General features: G+C 72.4%; 14 protein-coding genes and 1 pseudogene. 6 read left to right on the forward strand and 9 right to left on the reverse strand.

Annotation, left to right across the window (positions count from 1 at the left end):
- Positions 1-6: 6 nt before the first annotated feature.
- Positions 7-1,197: an amidohydrolase gene (locus ABZT02_RS18935; protein WP_356019072.1), complete on the reverse strand. Its 1,191-nt coding sequence runs from the start codon at positions 1,195-1,197 to the stop codon at positions 7-9.
- A gap of 184 nt (positions 1,198-1,381) precedes the next feature.
- On the opposite strand from ABZT02_RS18935, the pseudogene ABZT02_RS18940 reads away from it, so the two are divergent.
- From ABZT02_RS18940 to ABZT02_RS18950, 3 genes and pseudogenes are all read left to right on the forward strand, one after another.
- A pseudogene (locus ABZT02_RS18940) lies at positions 1,382-1,753 on the forward strand (molybdopterin dinucleotide binding domain-containing protein); the annotation flags it as partial.
- A 63-nt stretch (positions 1,754-1,816) separates the two neighbouring features.
- Positions 1,817-2,191: a hypothetical protein gene (locus ABZT02_RS18945; RefSeq protein ID WP_356019074.1), complete on the forward strand. Its 375-nt coding sequence runs from the start codon at positions 1,817-1,819 to the stop codon at positions 2,189-2,191.
- A 52-nt stretch (positions 2,192-2,243) separates the two neighbouring features.
- On the forward strand, positions 2,244-2,807 hold the full coding sequence (locus ABZT02_RS18950; protein ID WP_356019075.1) for a hemerythrin domain-containing protein: 564 nt from the start codon (positions 2,244-2,246) through the stop codon (positions 2,805-2,807).
- A 132-nt stretch (positions 2,808-2,939) separates the two neighbouring features.
- Here the strand turns inward: ABZT02_RS18950 and ABZT02_RS18955 are convergent, their stop codons facing one another.
- Complete coding sequence (locus ABZT02_RS18955) at positions 2,940-3,467, reverse strand: hypothetical protein (protein WP_356019076.1); 528 nt, start codon at positions 3,465-3,467, stop codon at positions 2,940-2,942.
- Positions 3,468-3,595: 128 nt separating this feature from the next.
- A complete protein-coding gene (locus ABZT02_RS18960) occupies positions 3,596-4,390 on the reverse strand; it encodes a maleylpyruvate isomerase family mycothiol-dependent enzyme (RefSeq protein ID WP_356019078.1) in 795 nt (264 codons plus the stop codon).
- A 76-nt stretch (positions 4,391-4,466) separates the two neighbouring features.
- Between ABZT02_RS18960 and ABZT02_RS18965 the strand changes: the two genes are divergently transcribed.
- A complete protein-coding gene (locus ABZT02_RS18965; protein ID WP_356019079.1) occupies positions 4,467-5,099 on the forward strand; it encodes a lipoprotein in 633 nt (210 codons plus the stop codon).
- A gap of 15 nt (positions 5,100-5,114) precedes the next feature.
- Here the strand turns inward: ABZT02_RS18965 and ABZT02_RS18970 are convergent, their stop codons facing one another.
- The 6 genes from ABZT02_RS18970 to ABZT02_RS18995 all read right to left on the reverse strand — a co-directional run bounded on the left by ABZT02_RS18970 (position 5,115) and on the right by ABZT02_RS18995 (position 10,317).
- On the reverse strand, positions 5,115-5,753 hold the full coding sequence (locus ABZT02_RS18970) for an SRPBCC family protein (RefSeq protein WP_356019080.1): 639 nt from the start codon (positions 5,751-5,753) through the stop codon (positions 5,115-5,117).
- Positions 5,746-6,108 carry a metalloregulator ArsR/SmtB family transcription factor gene (locus ABZT02_RS18975; protein ID WP_356019344.1) on the reverse strand — a complete coding sequence of 121 codons (363 nt, stop codon included), beginning with the start codon at positions 6,106-6,108 and terminating at the stop codon, positions 5,746-5,748. Before ABZT02_RS18975 ends, ABZT02_RS18970 begins: the two co-directional genes overlap by 8 nt.
- Before the next feature lie 106 nt (positions 6,109-6,214).
- Entirely contained in the window at positions 6,215-8,017 is a 1,803-nt protein-coding gene (locus ABZT02_RS18980) for an acyl-CoA dehydrogenase (protein ID WP_356019081.1), read from the reverse strand.
- A 232-nt stretch (positions 8,018-8,249) separates the two neighbouring features.
- Positions 8,250-9,446 carry a DSD1 family PLP-dependent enzyme gene (locus ABZT02_RS18985; protein ID WP_356019083.1) on the reverse strand — a complete coding sequence of 399 codons (1,197 nt, stop codon included), beginning with the start codon at positions 9,444-9,446 and terminating at the stop codon, positions 8,250-8,252.
- Between the two features lie 14 nt (positions 9,447-9,460).
- A complete protein-coding gene (locus tag ABZT02_RS18990; protein WP_356019085.1) occupies positions 9,461-9,631 on the reverse strand; it encodes a hypothetical protein in 171 nt (56 codons plus the stop codon).
- A gap of 11 nt (positions 9,632-9,642) precedes the next feature.
- On the reverse strand, positions 9,643-10,317 hold the full coding sequence (locus ABZT02_RS18995) for a PAS domain-containing protein (RefSeq protein ID WP_356019086.1): 675 nt from the start codon (positions 10,315-10,317) through the stop codon (positions 9,643-9,645).
- 156 nt (positions 10,318-10,473) lie between these two features.
- On the opposite strand from ABZT02_RS18995, the gene ABZT02_RS19000 reads away from it, so the two are divergent.
- The gene (locus ABZT02_RS19000) at positions 10,474-13,131 is read left to right on the forward strand and encodes a SpoIIE family protein phosphatase (protein ID WP_356019087.1); all 2,658 of its coding nucleotides are present in this window, start codon (positions 10,474-10,476) and stop codon (positions 13,129-13,131) included.
- A 308-nt stretch (positions 13,132-13,439) separates the two neighbouring features.
- A complete protein-coding gene (locus ABZT02_RS19005; RefSeq protein ID WP_356019345.1) occupies positions 13,440-16,013 on the forward strand; it encodes a SpoIIE family protein phosphatase in 2,574 nt (857 codons plus the stop codon).
- Positions 16,014-16,126 lie beyond the last annotated feature (113 nt).

The following is a 16,126-nucleotide window of genomic DNA, read 5'->3' on the forward strand; positions in this document are numbered from 1 at the left end:
AGCCTTTCAGCTGCGGACCGACGCCCGGTCGTGGTCCTCCCACGCCTCGTCCCGCAGCTCCGGTCGCAACAGGACCTCCACCGCGGTGCAGGCCAGTGCCTCAGCCGCCGCGAGCATCACCTGCCGGCCGCGCTCGGAGCCGGCCGCGACGGCGAACTCCGGGGTGTGGTCCGAGCCGTCCTCCTCCATGATCGCCACGAAGGGGTGGATGGCGGGCACCCGTCCGCTGACGTTGCCGACGTCGGAGGAGCCCAGGTAGACGCCCGGCGCGGGCGGTGTCATCTCGATGCCCGTCCCCGCCAGGTGCCGGGCGAACCGGGCCGACAGTACCGTGCTGTCCCGGAAGTGCTCGTAGCGCGGCGTGGCCCGTTCCACCGTCACCGTCGTGCCCGTCGCCCGTGCCACCCCCTGGGCGCAGGTCAGCAGCTCGCCGGCCAGGTCCTCCAGGGCGACCGTCGTCAATGCGCGCAACCCGAAGAGGCCCTCCGCGTACTCGGGGACGATGTTGGTCGCCTTGCCGCCGTCCGTGACGATGCCCTGCACGTGCGAGCCCTCGGGCAGCCTGCGCCCGATCACGGCCAGCGTGTTGAACAGCTGGATGAGCGCGGCGAGCGCGTCGATGCCCTCGGTGGGGTTCCCGGTCGGGTGGGCGGCGCGCCCGCGGAACCCGACGCGGTACTGGGCCTGCGCGGTCAGCGGCGCCCACTGCCAGCTGTGCACCCCGGGGTGGAACATCAGCGCCGCGTCGACGTCGTCGAACACCCCGGCGTCGGTTTCGGCGACCTTGCCCCCGCCGCCCTCCTCCGCCGGCGTGCCGATGGCCCACACGGTGCCCGCATCCCGGTCGAGCACCGCTCGGGCGGCCAACGCCGCACCCAGGCCCGCCGCGGCGATCAGGTTGTGCCCGCACGCGTGGCCGAGGCCGGGCAGGGCGTCGTACTCCAGCATCAGGGCCACCGCGGGGCGGGTCCTGGTGCCGGAGCGGGCGGTGAAGGCGGTGGGGAGTCCGGCGACGTCCCGCTGCACCTTGAACCCCGCCCATTCGAGTTCGCCGCACAGCAGTGCGGCCGCCCGGTGTTCCTCGAAGGCGTACTCCGGGTCGGAGTGCAGCATCCGCGCCATGTCCCACAGCCGATCCGCTCGTGCGGCCACCTCTGCGCGCACTCGCGCGAGCACCTCGGTCACGGCGTCGGTCACATCGGCCTCCCTGGAGCGTCGTACGCCTGTGTCCTGGTGCGGGTTCCTTCGAGCGGGCCGCCTTACACCAGGGCACCGTTACCGGCTCCGGGACACGGGTACTCAGGAGCGATCGGCGGGAGCTGTCAGGGAGGCCTCCATGAAGGCGGACCGGATCGCGGATCCATGGGGAGCCCGGACGCATCTCGTCCGGGTGGCGACCGCGCGCGGCGCGCTGGAGGCGCGGCTGCGGGTGACGGACATCCGGCCGGGGCTGCTGTTCGTGCCCTTCCACTACGGCTACTGGGACACCGAGGAGGGCGACGGCCCGGACGGGGGCGGCCCGGGGCGGGCCGCGAACGAGACGACGATCACCGACTGGGATCCCGCCTCCAAGCAGCCCCTGTTCAAGGCGGCGGCAGCCGCCCTCACCCTCGTGGCCCGCGCGGACGGACGGTACGCCCCGGCACCGACCACCACGGCCTCGGCCCCCTCCGACCCGGGCGCCGTGCCGGCCACCACCGGCGGGCGGCAGGCGTACGCCACACAGGACAGTGGGCCGGGAGGGACGCCATGAAGGACGGGATCGCCCACACCCTGCCCGCGCCCTAAGCGGCAGCTGGCGCGGGACCTTGCGGCCGTGTCCGAGCGGCACGCCGAGGAGCACGAGGTCCACCATGTCGCCACCGACCTCGCCGACCCGTCGCGCGAGCATGCCGGGCGGCTCGCCGACTTCGCCGCGGCCGAAGGGCTGCGCCTCGACGACGACACGCCCCAGCCCAGGTCCGGCGAGGGACCTGAGGGGCTGCTGCTCCTGCACGACCTGCGCGCCCTCCACCTGGCCGCCACGGAGAACTCGCTGCACCGGGAGATGCTCGCGCAGGCCGCCCAGGCGACCCGGGACGAACGGCTGCTGGAGCTGGCGTCGGCCTGCCACCCGCAGACGCCGCGCCAGATGCGCTGGACCGACACGTTGATCAAACAATTGTCCCCGCAGCTCCTGACAAGCCTGTGACCAGGCATAGAGAGTGCGGCTGAGGGCACCCGAGGGGCGGAGGTGGAAGAACATGGGACACGGAGGAAACGTCATCGACGAGCTGGTGACCGATCACCACGAGGTCGAGGAGCTGTTCGGGAAGATCGAGGCGCTGGCGCCCGGTGACAAGAGCCGGAAGGTCTACGCCGAGCAGGCCACCATGGAGCTGATCCGGCACTCGGTCGCGGAGGAGGAGTACCTCTACCCGGCGGTTCGGGAGCACCTGGTCAACGGGAACACCATGGCGGACCGGGAGATCGAGGACCACTCCAAGGCCGAGCAGCTCATGAAGGACCTGGAGGGCTGCGAGGCGGACGATCCCGAGTTCGACCGGCTCATCGGCGAGCTGATGAGCGAGGTCCGCTCGCACATCGCCGAGGAGGAGGAGACCCTCTTCCCGCAGCTGCGTGTCGCGTGCTCGGAGAAGGAGCTGGACGAGCTGGGCGACAAGGTGCGCCGCGCCAAGAAGATGGCCCCGACCCGCCCGCACCCGTCGGCTCCGGACACTCCTCCGGCGAACAAGCTGCTCGCTCCGGGGGCCGGCCTGGTCGACCGGCTGCGGGACGCGCTCTCCGGCCGGGGCAAGCACGACTGACGTCCGGGGACGCGGCCGGGGACGCCGGCAGGGCGCAGTGATCTCGGTGCCGTCACAGAGCGACGGCACGATTGATCAAAGGCGGTGGCGTGGAACTCCTGCGCGTTCCACGCCGCCCTTCCGGAACGCCCGTCAGGCGACGAGCGCCTCGTCCGACCCCAGCCGGTCCAGTAGCTCGCCCCGGTGCAGCCCGGCCACCGACGCGAGCAGGTCGGGGTGGCGGAGCAGGGCGGCGGCATCGCGGTCGGTGGCGTCCGGGGCGAGCAGACGGCGGAACGCGGCCGGTGAGCCCGTCGTGTGCTCGCCCTCCGCTATGTCGGCCACCGCGCGTTCGGCCAGTACGGGGTCGCTGAGCAGACAGGCCGCCCAGCTGGCCACGACCTCGTCCACCCAGGTACGCCAGGCATACTCCTCGGCGTCCCGGTCAGGACCGGCATCCGCGCCGGTGACCCAGTCGAGGCGCCCCGAGCCGCCCGGGCCCGCCATGCCGACGAGCGCGGCGTCCATCACCGTCGGATAGCGCAGCCACGCGGCGACCGTCACGGCCTGCCGCGCCTGCACCTCGCACAGCGCGGCGGCCAGCGCGCCGCCCGTCGGCGGATAGGCGCGGATCAGCCAGTGGGCGGTCGCCGCGATGACCGGGGAGAGATCTGCTTGCACTGCCGGGCCGCCCGAGGTGCTGGTGGGAGAGGGAACTGCGCGAAACGGTAGCCCGCGGCCCCGCCAGGACGACATGGCTCCGGCCGCACCCGGCACGTGGCTTCGGCCACACCGGCCCTCTCCCGCGCCTACGCCTCCAGCCAGAACCGCGTGCGCTTCAGCCACAGATCCAGCAGCTCCGAGTCCCCTCGCGTCTCGACACCGGGCGCCGGGCGGGCGTAGAGGAACAGGAGCAGGTCCGTCACCGGCCCGCGCACGCTCACGGTGGCGGGGCCGGCCCCGCGCCGCCACACCGGCCGCTCCCCGCCGAGGTCGAGCAGCCACTCCCCCGCCGCCCCCGCGTCGAAGCCCAGGGCCCGCCCGGGCGCGAGCAGTTCCGGCACACCCGGCAGGGGCTCGTAGGCCTCGGGCACGGTGGCGAACTCCAGCCACTCCTCCACGGCGTCCACCGCGAGAGACTCCTCGACGACGAACTCCGCCCCGGTCACGAGGGCCGCGTCGGCCCGGTGCAGCAGGGTCTCGTACGTCATGCGCCGGGCCCAGAACATCGCGGACTGCTGGACCAGTCGCTCGTCGGCGGGGGTCCACACCGGTACGTCCGGCCCGGCCGCACGCAGGGTGTCGGCCAGCCTGGCGGCGCCCTCGACGAGCCAGTCGCCGAGCGCGGAGTCGTCGAGGTGGGCGTAGGCGGCCGGGTCGTCGACCATGTCGTCGTCGATCGGCTCGGTGGCCCGGGTCCGGACGAGGTCCTGTGCCCACCGGTGGTCACCGCCCACGTGCCGCAGCAGCCGGCCGAGGTGCCAGCCGGGGCAGGTGGGCACCGGAGCGCTCGCATCGGCGCCCTTGACGTGCTGGGCGAGCAGGTCGGTCTGGGCGACGATCGCGGCGCAGTACTCGTCGAAGGTCAACAACGCTTCCCCCATCGCTGCACGATTCGTTATTCCCGCCACCTAACCTGACTGCTTCGAGCAGCACCAGCGAACAGAGGGAGACACGGCTATGCCGGTCGGGGCGGGGAACACGTGGCTTCGGATGGCCCATGCGGCGTTGCTGGCGGGTGTGCTGACGGGCTGTTCGGAGGCCACTGAGGGGGACGACTCCGCGGAGTCCGCGCGCCCCTCGACGACGGCCCAGGTTTCCGGCCCGGACGGCACGGCCGCGAGCAGCGGCGGCACGGTCGGCGCCGCCGGCTCTGCGTGCGAGCTGCCCGTCTCCTTCGACACGGCGAAGAGCTGGACGGCCGAGGCGGTGAAGGCGCCGCTGAGCCAGGGGCCCGTCACCCTGGCCTGCGAGATCGACGCGAAACCCGCGGGCAACATCGGGTTCCTCCGCGTGTGGGCCGGGAAGTCCGGTGCCGCCGACGCCCGGACCGTGCTGGAGGCCTTCGTCGCGGCCGAGGACGGGGTGAGCGGGGAGAAGTACAGCGCCTTCACGTCCGGCGGCCTCTCGGGGGTGCAGGTCGAGTACCTGTACGCCAGTGAGCTCCTGGAGGAGAAGAAGAAGGAGAGCGCCTTCGCCGTCACCACCCCGGACGGGCCGGTGGTGGTGCACCTCGGCGGGCTCGACACCGAGGAGCACGAGGAGATGCTCCCGGCGTACGAACTCGCGCGGCGCACCCTGCACACCGCTTGAGACAGGCGGAGCGGATCAGGCCTCCGTTCCCGTGTAGAACGCGATCGTCGCGGCCGCCGTCCTCGTCGCCGTCTCCTGGTCCGCGCCGGAGGCGGCGTACGCCTCGCCCCATCCCTGGCCCGAGCCGGTGATGAAGGCGCTGCCCTCGGGCGTGGTGTGCCAGGTCGCGGCCTCCTCCTTGCTGAGGCCGCCGCCCGCGAGGTGCAGGGCGAGTCCGTAGAGCCCCAGGTCCCAGCCCACTCCGACGGCACCGGGCCCGAACTGGTCCCAGAACTCGTCCGGTACGACGGCCACGTGCTCGAGTTCGAGGACCGTGCGCTCCCCGTCCTCGGGTGTCAGGCGCACCTCGACCTCGCTGAAGCCCGGGTCGGGGCCGTACAGCCAGCTCACCCGCAGCCGCTCGGGTTCCACGCAGTCGAGGATCTCGCCGCCGGCGTTGCCCTCCAGCTGGTAGCGGCCGCCGACCTTGAGCTCGCCGCTGACCGGCATGAACCAGCGCGCGATCCGCTCGGGAGAGGTCACCGCGTCCCACACGTCGGTGATCTCCGCGTCGTACGTACGGCACAGCAGGACCGTCCGCGCCTCGCCGGCCTCGACCTGCCGGGTGCCGACCCGGCGGTGCATACGGTTGATCGCGTCGGCGATCTCACTCATGCTCGCTCACCTCTCCTTGCAGCCTGCGCCCGCGCTTTCCTCGCGCGAGCTCCGTTCCGAGCGCGTCGAGCCGCTGGTCCCAGAAACCCCGGAAGCGCTCCAGCCAGGCGTCCACCTCTCTGAGCGGGGCGGCTTCGACGGCGTACAACCGCCGGTTGCCGTCGGCGCGCACAGAGGCGAAGCCGCTGTCCCGCAGCACTTTCAGATGCTGCGAGACGGCCGGCTGGGAGATCCCGAACTCGTCCCGGATCACGGCACTGACCTCGCCCGACGCCTGCTCCCCTGAGGCGAGCAGTTCCAATATCCGGCGCCTGACCGGATCCCCGAGTACGTCGAACGCGTGCACGTGCCCCACTATGCCACCCATCACTTATATAAGCCAAGGCTTAAACAGAGGCCGGGGCCGCGGAATGCTCCGCGGCCCCGGCCGTCGCCGGTGGATCAGGACGTGGTGGAGAGGGTCACGCCGGTACCACCTCGGCTCCCAGCATGGGATGGCGCGCGGTGACCTCGTCCGGCACGGCGAAAGCATCGGTGAGCGTCAGCGCGTGCGGCACCAGCGCGGCGACGGTGGCCTCCAGGACCTCCGGCAGATACCGGACCTGCTCGGCGGTCAGCCGCTCGTGGGCGAGCAGCTCACCGCTGTGCGCGGCCACATGGCGCAGGGCGAACAGCCGGTGCAGGTGCTCCAGCAGGAGGGCGACCTGCGGCTCGGCGGCCCGCCCGGCCGCCGCGAGAAGTTCCTCTGCGGCCAGCCGGTGGACATGGGCGTCGACCAGGGACAGCGCCGCGCCGGAGGCGCCGTTCCAGCGGTCGAGGGGCGAGCCGGCCCGTTTCGCGCGCAGTCGCGCACGGGCCCGCTCGTGACGTATTCGCTCCAGGTCCCCCATCAGGTCGTGCAGGTGGGCCGGATCGTGCAGGCTCCGGGTGGCCGGGGACACGTCGCTGGGCGGCCTCGGGGTGAAGCCGCCCAGCAGCAGCTCCCCGGCCGCCTTGACCCAGATGACGGTGTTGTCGCCCTCCGCGGTGATCGTGCCCTCGTTGGCCGCGAGCTGTCCCGCTATCCCGTTGGAGAGCAACAGGCCCTGTGCGCCGCAGCGTTCGCGGCACTCGGTCATCACGGCGCGGGCCTGCCAGGTGATCCAGCCCTTGGCGATGGCCACCAGCCGCTCGGCGTCCTCGCGCTCGTCCTCCGCGGCCCCGGCCCAGCGCCGTACGACCTCACGTTGCAGCAGGGTGGCGGCGTAGGTCGTGGCGAGGGCCTCCACGAGCGGAGCGTGATGAGTGCGATGGGTGAACAGCGGCACCCGCTGCCCGCTGGTCATGCCCGAGGTGACCCGCTGGTGGGCGTGGCGCACGGCGACGGTCAGGGCGTGCCGCGTCACGCCGAGGCTGTAGGCGCTCATGCACAGTTTGCCCATGGTCACGCGGCCGATGGAGCGCAGGAACCGTTTGCGCGGACTTCCCAGGCAGGAGACGAGTTCGCCCTCGTCCGTCAGCCGGCCGTGCTCACCCTGGAGCATGGCCGTCCGGGGCAGCCGTACCCCGTGGAACGAGGTGGCGCAGTGGTCGACCGGGCTGCTGGCCGTCTGGGGCAGCAACTCCACCTCCACGCCCGGCAGATGACGGCCGTTCGTGTCGGTCAGTGAGGTCAGGAAGAGGAAGACACCCTGGTCCTTGCCGTCGATCACCAGACGGGCGGCGACCAGGGCGTCCTTCGGGCCGCCGGCCACGGAGGTGTTGGGCATCCATTTGCGGGCCCCCCGCGTCGGAGTGGTGAGCACGAATCCGCCCGTGTCCCGGTCCAGGGTCGCGGTGGTCTCCATCTGGGGGGCGTCGTTGCCGTGCGCCTGCTCGGTGCACAGGAAGGTGCCGATGCGTTCCATCCGCAGGTAGGGGCCCAAGTCCCGCCCCTCGTGGTCGTGTTCGAGCAGACTGCCGAGGAACAGGTTGTAGTGGATGCTGGCGATCGTCGTCATACCGGCGTCCACCACCCCGGCCCACTCGTGCAGGGCGCTCAGGGCGACCGGGTCCCGCGCCAGGGCCTGGGGGTCGGGCACCGCCGCGTTCACTGTGCGCAGGCGTTGATAGGACAGTTCTGTGCGCTCCTGGTGGGTCAGCCCCTCGTGGTAGGCGAACACGTCGGAGCTGAACAGGCGGCGCCAGGGGTCGTGGATCTCGGCCTGCGCACCGAAGAGGAGGTGCCGGATCGCGGCCGTCTCGGTCAGCGGGGGTGTCGTTACGGGGAGTTGAGAGGTGATCACAGCGGAAACGTAGTCCGAGGCGCCCCCTGATCACATCATGATCATCACCACGATTGAACACCCGCGCGTGGTGGTAGTTACCCCTTAAACGGCCTCTCTAATACCACAAGCCACGATCTGCACAAGGGTGATTTCCCCTCCCACGCGGCACTTTAACGCCTGCGCGTCGGAGCAATATCGGTCATGGCTTCGGCGTGTCGCGATGGCGGGCAACGCCTTGAGCCGCGGCTGATCACCACCCGCTGACGCGGCTCCAGAACGCCTGGACCACCGGCGCCCCCGCCGTCGGCCGCGAGCCGTCGACGACGTGGTAGCCGTGGTGTTGGGCGGCTGTGGCGCAGGCGTGGTTGGGCAGGATGCGCAGGCGGGTGCCGATGGGCCAGTCGGGCAGACGGGTGCCGTCGCGGGCGGTGAGGGTGCCGTGTTCCTGACTGGCGGCCGTCATGACCAAGCCCGGGACCGGGTTGCCGCCGAGGTCGGCGACCAGGCCGTACCCCTGGTCCTCGGCCTGGGCCGCGGTACCGCGGTCGCGGGACATGGCCATCCAGCCGCCGTCGGTGAGGATCCAGCCGTGCTCGGGGCGGTGGCCGATGACGGTGACGACGACCGACAGGGCGAGGTCGTCCACGCGGCAGACCCCGAGGCCGGCCATCACCAGGTCGAAGAAGACGTAGTTGCCCGCGCGCAGTTCGGTGACGCCGGTGAGGTCCTCGGCGGCATGGGCGGTGGGGGTGGAGCCGACGCTGACCGTGGACACGGGCAGGCCCGCCGCACGCAGCGACTCGGCCGCGGCGACGGCACTGTCGCGTTCGTTCCTCGCGGCCAGGCGCTGCTCCTCGGCGGTGCAGGCGAAGTAGGACTCGCCCGCGTGGGTCAACACGCCGTCCAGGCAGCCCGTTTCGTGGAGGATGCGGCCGATCTCGGGGAGAGCGGGTGCATCGGGCCTGAGGCCACCGCGGTGACCGTCGCAGTCGATCTCGATCTGGGTGGGGACGGGAAGTCCGGCGCGGCGGGAGGCCTCGGCGACGAACTCCGCCTGCTCCGCGCTGTCCAGCAGGATGCGCAGGGCGACACCGCGCCGCAGCAGGGCTACGACACGCGGGAGTTTGTGGGGGTCGATACCGACGGCGTAGGTGATGTCGGTGTAACCGCCGTCGGCGAACGCCTCCGCTTCGGCCAGGGTGGACACCGTGACCGGGCAGGGCCGACCACGTTCGTGCAGGAGGGCGGCGACATCGAGGCTCTTGGCCGTCTTCACATGGGGCCGCAGGGTGACACCGAGCCGGTCGGCCCTGGCCGCCAGCCGCTCGACGTTGCGCCTGACCTTGTGGACGTCGACGACGGCGAACGGGGTGTCGGGATCGGCCAGGGTCCGCGCGGCCGCGCTCGCGGGGGTCCGAGCGGGGCCCGCGTGGGTCTCGGGGCTCATAGGGCTGATCGGGCTCACAGGGAGAGGTCCATCTTCTCGAGCAGGGCGAGGACCGTGTCCACGGGGGCGTGCCGGCTCTCCCCCATGCGGAGGGCCTGTTCGGGCAGGTCGCGGAACACGCGTGCGCGGGCGAACGGTTCGGGCGGGAGTTCCCGCTTGCCGGGGTGCGGTCCGGCGGAGGTCATGAGGGGCCCCTTCACTTGCTGTAGTTGTAGACGGTCGCCCGGGACACGCCCAGCAGATCCGCGATGGTCTGCGCGGCGTCCCGCGAGTCGAAGTACCCGTCCTGGTGCAGCCGCCGTACGAGCGCCTTCTTGTCCTGTCTGCTCAGCGACCGGGGGGTGGCGGCGCGCTCCGCGGCCAACTCCTCGACCGTCCGGCGCAGTTCGCGCGTCGTGCGGTCCCGCAGGGTCTCCAGGGGCTGCTCGCGGTGCTCGGTGTCCGTGGCCACGAGGTTCGACAGGGCGAGCGTCACGGGTGACAGGACCGACACGTCGAGGTTGAGACACAGGGCCGCGACGTACTCACCGGCTTCGTTCTTGATCCCGATGGACGTGCTCTTGGCCGGGCGGCCGTCGGGGAACCGATTGGGATAGTTCTGGATGACGCTCGGGTACGCGGGATCGGCGATGCGCGCCAGTCCCAGCTCGGTCGCGGAGTCCCCGACCCGGCGGCCGGAGAGGTTGTTCTCGATCGCCCGGATCGCGTGCCGCGGATCCCGCAGGTCGTGCAGCACCACCTCGCACAGGCCAGGAAACATCCGGCCGAGCGCGACCGCGATCTTCTCGGCCTCACCGATGAGGTGCTCGTCCGCACCGTCGACGACGTCTTTCACCACCGGCGCTCCGCCCTCGGGCTCGAATGGACTCATTGTCCAGATCTGGATATTCAGCCTAAGAGTCCGACCAGCGGTTGTCCAGCAGCGCGAGCGAGGTGTACATATGGCCCGCCCGGGTGCGGGCCGGTGTGCTGGTGGCGCATTCTTGCTGTGTCGCCCACGGGACGGTGCACGGACTAGGTAGGGCCGATGACAGGGAGCGTCGAGGACGCACACCCGACGGCCGGGCGGTTGGCGGCGCTGCTGATCGACGCTTCGACGGAGGCGGTCAGCGCGGCCGGCGGCCACGCCGGAGGGGTCTATCTGCGCTCCCGCACGCCCGGACTGCTACGGCTCGCCGTCCTGTCGGGGCTGCCCGGCCCCCTGTTCCGCCCTTGGTGGCGGCTGCACGTCGACCGTCCCTTCCCCGTCGCCGACGCCTACCGGCTCGGCGTCCAGGTGGTCCTGCCCAACGCCACCGAGACGATGCGGCGCTACCCGCAGTTCGCCGCCGGACTGCCGTTCCAGTTCGGCTCGCTCTACGTGCCCGTCGTCGGCGGTTCCACGACCTTCGGCGTGCTGACCGTGCTGCGCCCTGCCGTCACCGACGCCGCCGAGGTGCTGGCCGGCCGCGACCGTATGGTGCGCCTCGCTCAGGAGCTGGGCGAGGCGCTGCGGAGCCTGGAGGACGGGAACCCGGACCAGGTCGCCTGGGAAGGGGAGCCCCTCTGTCTGCGGCCCCCGACCGCTTCCACGTCCGTGGGGCGCGTCGGGCGCTTCGCCTGGGATCCCAAGACGGCCGACATCACCCTGGACGAGGACCTGCACACCCTTTTGGGCGTGCCGCCCAGCGAGTTCACCGGCACCGTCGAAGCGTTCGCCGAGGCCGTGGCCCCCAGCGACGCGCACCGCATCCTGGCCACCCTGCGGGACACCGCCGCCGGCCGCCCTCCCGCCCTGCCCCTCTATCTGCGGGACGAGGACGGCGAACTGCGCCTGCTGGACCTGTGGAACGCCTACCACCCGCCCGCCGCCCCCGCGGTCCGCGGCGTCGTCGTCGCCCCAGGCCCCGCCCCCACCGCGGACTCGGCGGCCGACCTGCTGCCCGACGGCGTGTTCTGCGTGGACCGGCTGGGCCTGGTCGTCTACGCGAATCCGCGCGCCGCCCAGCTTTTGGGCCGCCCCCGCGCCGAGCTCGTCGGCCGGGACCTGTGGCAGGCGGTGCCCTGGCTGGCCCGCCCCGAGTTCGAGGACCACCTGCGGGCGGCCCTCCTCACACCGGACCCGGTCCACTTCCATCTCGCACGGCCTTCCGCGCAGGAGCCCGGGACACGGCCTTCCGCGCAGGACGCCGGGCCGGCGCGGTCCGCTCAGAACGCCGAGTCACCGCGATCCGCGCAGGACGCCGGGCCACCGCGATCCGGCCGGGGTTCCGAGTCACCGCCGCCCACTCCAGGCACCGAATCACCGCCGCCCGCTCAGGAAACCCCGTCCACCCCCCAGCCGTACGAAGGCGACTGGCTCGCCCTGTCCGTGCATTCCGGTCCGGACCGGCTGACCTGTACGATCCGGCCCGCGAGCCGGGTGACGGCCGGTCCCGCGGGGCAGGAGGCCGCCGAGGTGTCCCCGTCGGACGTGAGCCCGCTGGCGCCCCTGTACCGGCCGATCGCGCTGGCCATCGCCCTGACCGAGGCGGTCACCGCCCGGCAGGTGTCCGCGGTGGTGATGCGGGAGCTGCTGCCCGCGTTCGGCGGCCGTCGGCTCGCGATCTACCTGCTCCAGGAACGGCATCTGTACCTGGAGTGGGAGACCGGCTTCCCCCAGGGCTTCCTCGCGCCCTTCGACGGCGTGGACCTGGGCACGCGCCTGCCCGGCGTGGAGACCCTCACCACCGGCCGACCGCTGTTCTTCGACTCGATGGAACAGCTGACCGCCGCCTACCCCGGTATCGCCCTGGACGCCACCGAGGGCGCCCGGGCCTTCCTGCCGCTGATCGCCTCCGGGCGGCCGGTCGGCTCCTGCATCCTCGGCTTCGACCGCCCGCGCAGCTTCAGCACCGAGGAGCGCACGGTGCTCACCGCGATGGCCGGACTCATCGCCCACGCCATGGAGAAGGCACAGCGCTACGAGTCGGAGACCGTGCTCGCCCGGGGCCTCCAGCAGGCACTCCTCCCCCGCCGTCTCTCGGCGCACCCGCAACTGGAGACCACCGGGCGCTATCTGCCGGGCACCGCGGGGATGGACGTCGGCGGTGACTGGTACGACGTCGTCGAGTCCGGCGACGGGCTGGCCCTGGTCATCGGGGACGTCCAGGGGCACGGCGTGCAGGCGGCGGCCACCATGGGCCAGCTGCGCAGCGCGGTCAGGGCGTTCGCGCTCGGCGACCGGCCGCCGGACGAGGTCATGAGCAGCACCAATCATCTCCTCATCGACCTCGATCCCGGCCTGTTCGCCAGCTGCTGCTACATCCGGCTCGACCCCGCCACCGGTCGGGCCAGAGCGGCCCGCGCCGGGCATCCACCGCCCCTGCTGCGCAGCCCCGACGGCCGCACCCGGGTCCTGGACCTGCCCGGCGGAGTCGTCCTCGGAGTGGCCCCGCGGGCCCGCTATCCGGTGACCGAGCTCCAGATGGAACCCGGCGCGATCCTGGCGCTCTACACCGACGGGCTGGTGGAACGGCCCGGCAGCGACATCGACGAGGGCATCACCGCGCTGCGGGTGGCCCTGGCGAAGGCCGGTGCTCCGGCCGGCCGGCCGGGCGGCCGGTCCCTGGCGGGTGTGGCGGACCGGCTCACGGCGAGCGCCCGGCACGCCCAGGACCGCCCCGACGACATCGCGCTGCTGCTCGCCACCCGGCGCGCCCCCTAGATCACCATGAGGAGGGTCTGGAGGGTTTGTTCATGTTCTGTCACACCGGGTGACGCCCCTCGCCTCCTGGGGCGCGGCAGTGTAGACATGGGCACATGGTCCGACTCCTGGGCCGCTTCGGGGGCGGGTCGGCCCGTCACCCCGGCGGTCCCCGCCCACCGCAAACACCCGACCACGCTCACGACCGGTACGAGGGCCCGCTGAGGGGCAGTTCACCCACGCGGGCGGAGCGCGACGGAGCCCGGACACCGCGGCCGGGAGCTCTGCGGGCGGCGGTCGGCGGACGCAGCGTGGCCGGACAGGTGTTCATGCTCCAGGTCGTGATCGTCCTGCTGCTGGTCGTGGCGGCGGTGGTGGCCCTGGTGCTCCAGGTGCGACATGACAGCACCATCGAGGCCCGCAACCGTTCGGTGGCCGTGGCCCAGGCCTTCGCCAACGCCCCGGGCACCGCCGAGGCCCTCAGCAGTCCCGACCCCTCGGCGGTGCTCCAGCCGCGTGCCGAGGCGGCCCGCCTGGCGACCGACGTCGACTTCATCGTCGTCATGGACACCGACGGCATCCGGTACACGCACCCCAAGCCGGACCGCATCGGCAAGAAGTTCGTCGGGGACATCGCCCCCGCGCTGGCGGGGCGCGTGGTGACCGAGGACATCACGGGCACCATCGGACCGCTCGTGCAGGCCGTCGTCCCGATCAAGGACGACGGCAAGGTGGTGGGCCTGGTGTCGGCGGGAATCACCACCGCCAAGGTGGGCGGCACCGCCAACCAGCAGCTGCCGCTGCTCCTGATGGCCGCCGCTGTGGGACTCGCCCTCGCCATGGGCGGCACGGCACTGGTCAGCAGACGGCTGCTGCGCCAGACCCACGGCCTGGGCCCGCACGAGATGACCCGCATGTACGAGCACCACGACGCGGTCCTGCACGCCGTGCGCGAGGGCGTGCTGATCGTCAGCGGCGAGGGCCGGCTGCTGCTCGCCAACGACGAGGCCCACCGGCTGCTCGACCTGCCCGCCGACGCCGAGGGCAGGCACGTCCTCGACCTCACGCTCCCGGCCGACACCGCCGGGCTGCTGGCCTCCGGACGGGTCGCCACCGACGAGGTGCACCGGGTCAAGGACCGCCTCCTGGCGGTCAACCAGCGGCCCACCGACATCCAGGGCGGTCCGCCGGGCAGCGTCGCCACCCTGCGCGACTCGACCGAGCTGCGCGCCCTGTCCGGGCGTGCCGAGGTGGCCCGCGAGCGCCTCGACATGCTGTACGACGCCACCGTGGGCATCGGCACGAGCCTGGATGTGACGCGCACCGCCGAGGAGCTGGCCGAGCTCGCCGTACCGAGGTTCGCGGACTTCGCCACCGTCGACCTCTTCGACGCGGTGCTCAGCGGGGGCCAGCCGGAGGCGGCGACCACCCTGCGCCGCACCGCGTTCAGCGGCATCCGCGAGGACGCCCCGCTGTACAAGGTCGGCGAGCGCATCCCGCTGGTCGACTCCGCTCCGCAGGCCCGCGGCATCAGCAGCGGCCGGGCCGTCCTGGAGCCGCGGCTCACCGAGGCCACCGGGTGGCACGCGCAGGACAGGGAGCGCTCCGGCCACGTCATGGAGTACGGCATCCACTCGCTGATCGCCGTCCCCCTGCGGGCCGGCAGTCTCGTCCTGGGCACGGTCAGCTTCTGGCGCTCGGACAAGCCCGAGCCCTTCGACACCGAAGAGGTCGCCCTCGCCGAGGAGCTCGTCACCCGGGCCGCGGTCTCCATCGACAACGCCCGCCGCTACACCCGCGAGCACACCATGGCGGTGACGCTCCAGCGCAGTCTGCTGCCGCGCCGGCTGCCCGAGCAGGACGCCCTGGACATCGCCTACAAGTACCTGCCCGCGCAGGCCGGGGTGGGCGGCGACTGGTTCGACGTGCTGCCGCTGTCCGGGGCGCGGGTCGCGCTCGTGGTCGGTGACGTCGTGGGGCACGGGCTGCACGCGGCGGCCACGATGGGCAGGCTGCGCACGGCGGTGCACAACTTCTCCGCCCTGGACCTGCCGCCCGACGAACTGCTCGCCCTGCTCGACGAGTTGGTCGCCCGGATCGACCAGGACGAGGCCGAGGAGAGCGGCAACTCCCCCGTCACGGGCGCGACCTGCCTGTACGCCGTCTACGACCCGGTGTCCCGGCTGTGCACGATCGCCCGCGCCGGCCATCCGCCGCCCGCCGTCATCCACCCCGACGGCAGCGTCGAGTACCCCGACGTGCCCGCGGGGCCCCCGCTCGGCCTCGGCGGCCTGCCGTTCGAGACGGCGGACCTGGAACTCGCCGAGGGCAGCCGCCTGGTGCTCTACACGGACGGGCTCGTGGAGGACCGGGAACGCGACATCGACGTGGGCCTGGAGCTGCTCCGCACCGCTCTGGAGCAGGCGGGGCCCTCACCCGAGGACACCTGCCGGGCCGTGCTCGACGCGCGGCCGCCGACCCGGGCCACCGACGACATCGCCCTGATCGTGGCCCGCACCCGGGCGCTCGCCGCCGACCGGATCGCCGAGTGGCAGGTCCCCGCCGACCCGGCGGCCGTCTCCGACGTACGGGCCGCGGTGTCCCGGCAGCTCGCCCGCTGGGACCTGGACGACCTCGCGTTCACCACGGAGCTGATCCTGAGCGAGCTCGTCACCAACGCGATCCGCTACGGCGGCGACCCCATCCACGTCCGCATGCTCCACGACCGCACCCTGATCTGCGAGGTCTTCGACAGCAGCAGCACCTCACCGCATCTGCGGTACGCGGCGATGACCGACGAGGGCGGCCGCGGACTGTTCCTCGTCGCCCAGCTCAGCGAGCGCTGGGGCACCCGGTACACCCCCGCGGGAAAGGTCATCTGGGCGGAACAGCCACTCCCCTGACTCAATTTGACGGGTTTGAGGCACCTTGTCACCCATAAGGTGATCTTATGAGCTCATAGAGTGGACCCGCGTACCGACTTAGGCTTGCCTCAGCTTAGGCTTCCCCCGAGTTG

The sequence above is a fragment of the Streptomyces sp. NPDC005402 genome (assembly GCF_040606575.1).
Classification (GTDB): Bacteria; Actinomycetota; Actinomycetes; order Streptomycetales; family Streptomycetaceae; genus Streptomyces.

Coding starts and splice junctions, on each gene's coding strand:
- ABZT02_RS18950 (WP_356019075.1), top strand. CDS start 2,244: ATGGGACACGGAGGAAACGTCATCGACGAGCTGGTGACCGATCACCAC.
- ABZT02_RS18960 (WP_356019078.1), bottom strand. CDS start 4,390: ATGGGGGAAGCGTTGTTGACCTTCGACGAGTACTGCGCCGCGATCGTC.
- ABZT02_RS18965 (WP_356019079.1), top strand. CDS start 4,467: ATGCCGGTCGGGGCGGGGAACACGTGGCTTCGGATGGCCCATGCGGCG.
- ABZT02_RS18970 (WP_356019080.1), bottom strand. CDS start 5,753: ATGAGTGAGATCGCCGACGCGATCAACCGTATGCACCGCCGGGTCGGC.
- ABZT02_RS18985 (WP_356019083.1), bottom strand. CDS start 9,446: ATGAGCCCCGAGACCCACGCGGGCCCCGCTCGGACCCCCGCGAGCGCG.
- ABZT02_RS18990 (WP_356019085.1), bottom strand. CDS start 9,631: ATGACCTCCGCCGGACCGCACCCCGGCAAGCGGGAACTCCCGCCCGAA.
- ABZT02_RS18995 (WP_356019086.1), bottom strand. CDS start 10,317: ATGAGTCCATTCGAGCCCGAGGGCGGAGCGCCGGTGGTGAAAGACGTC.
- ABZT02_RS19000 (WP_356019087.1), top strand. CDS start 10,474: ATGACAGGGAGCGTCGAGGACGCACACCCGACGGCCGGGCGGTTGGCG.
- ABZT02_RS19005 (WP_356019345.1), top strand. CDS start 13,440: ATGCTCCAGGTCGTGATCGTCCTGCTGCTGGTCGTGGCGGCGGTGGTG.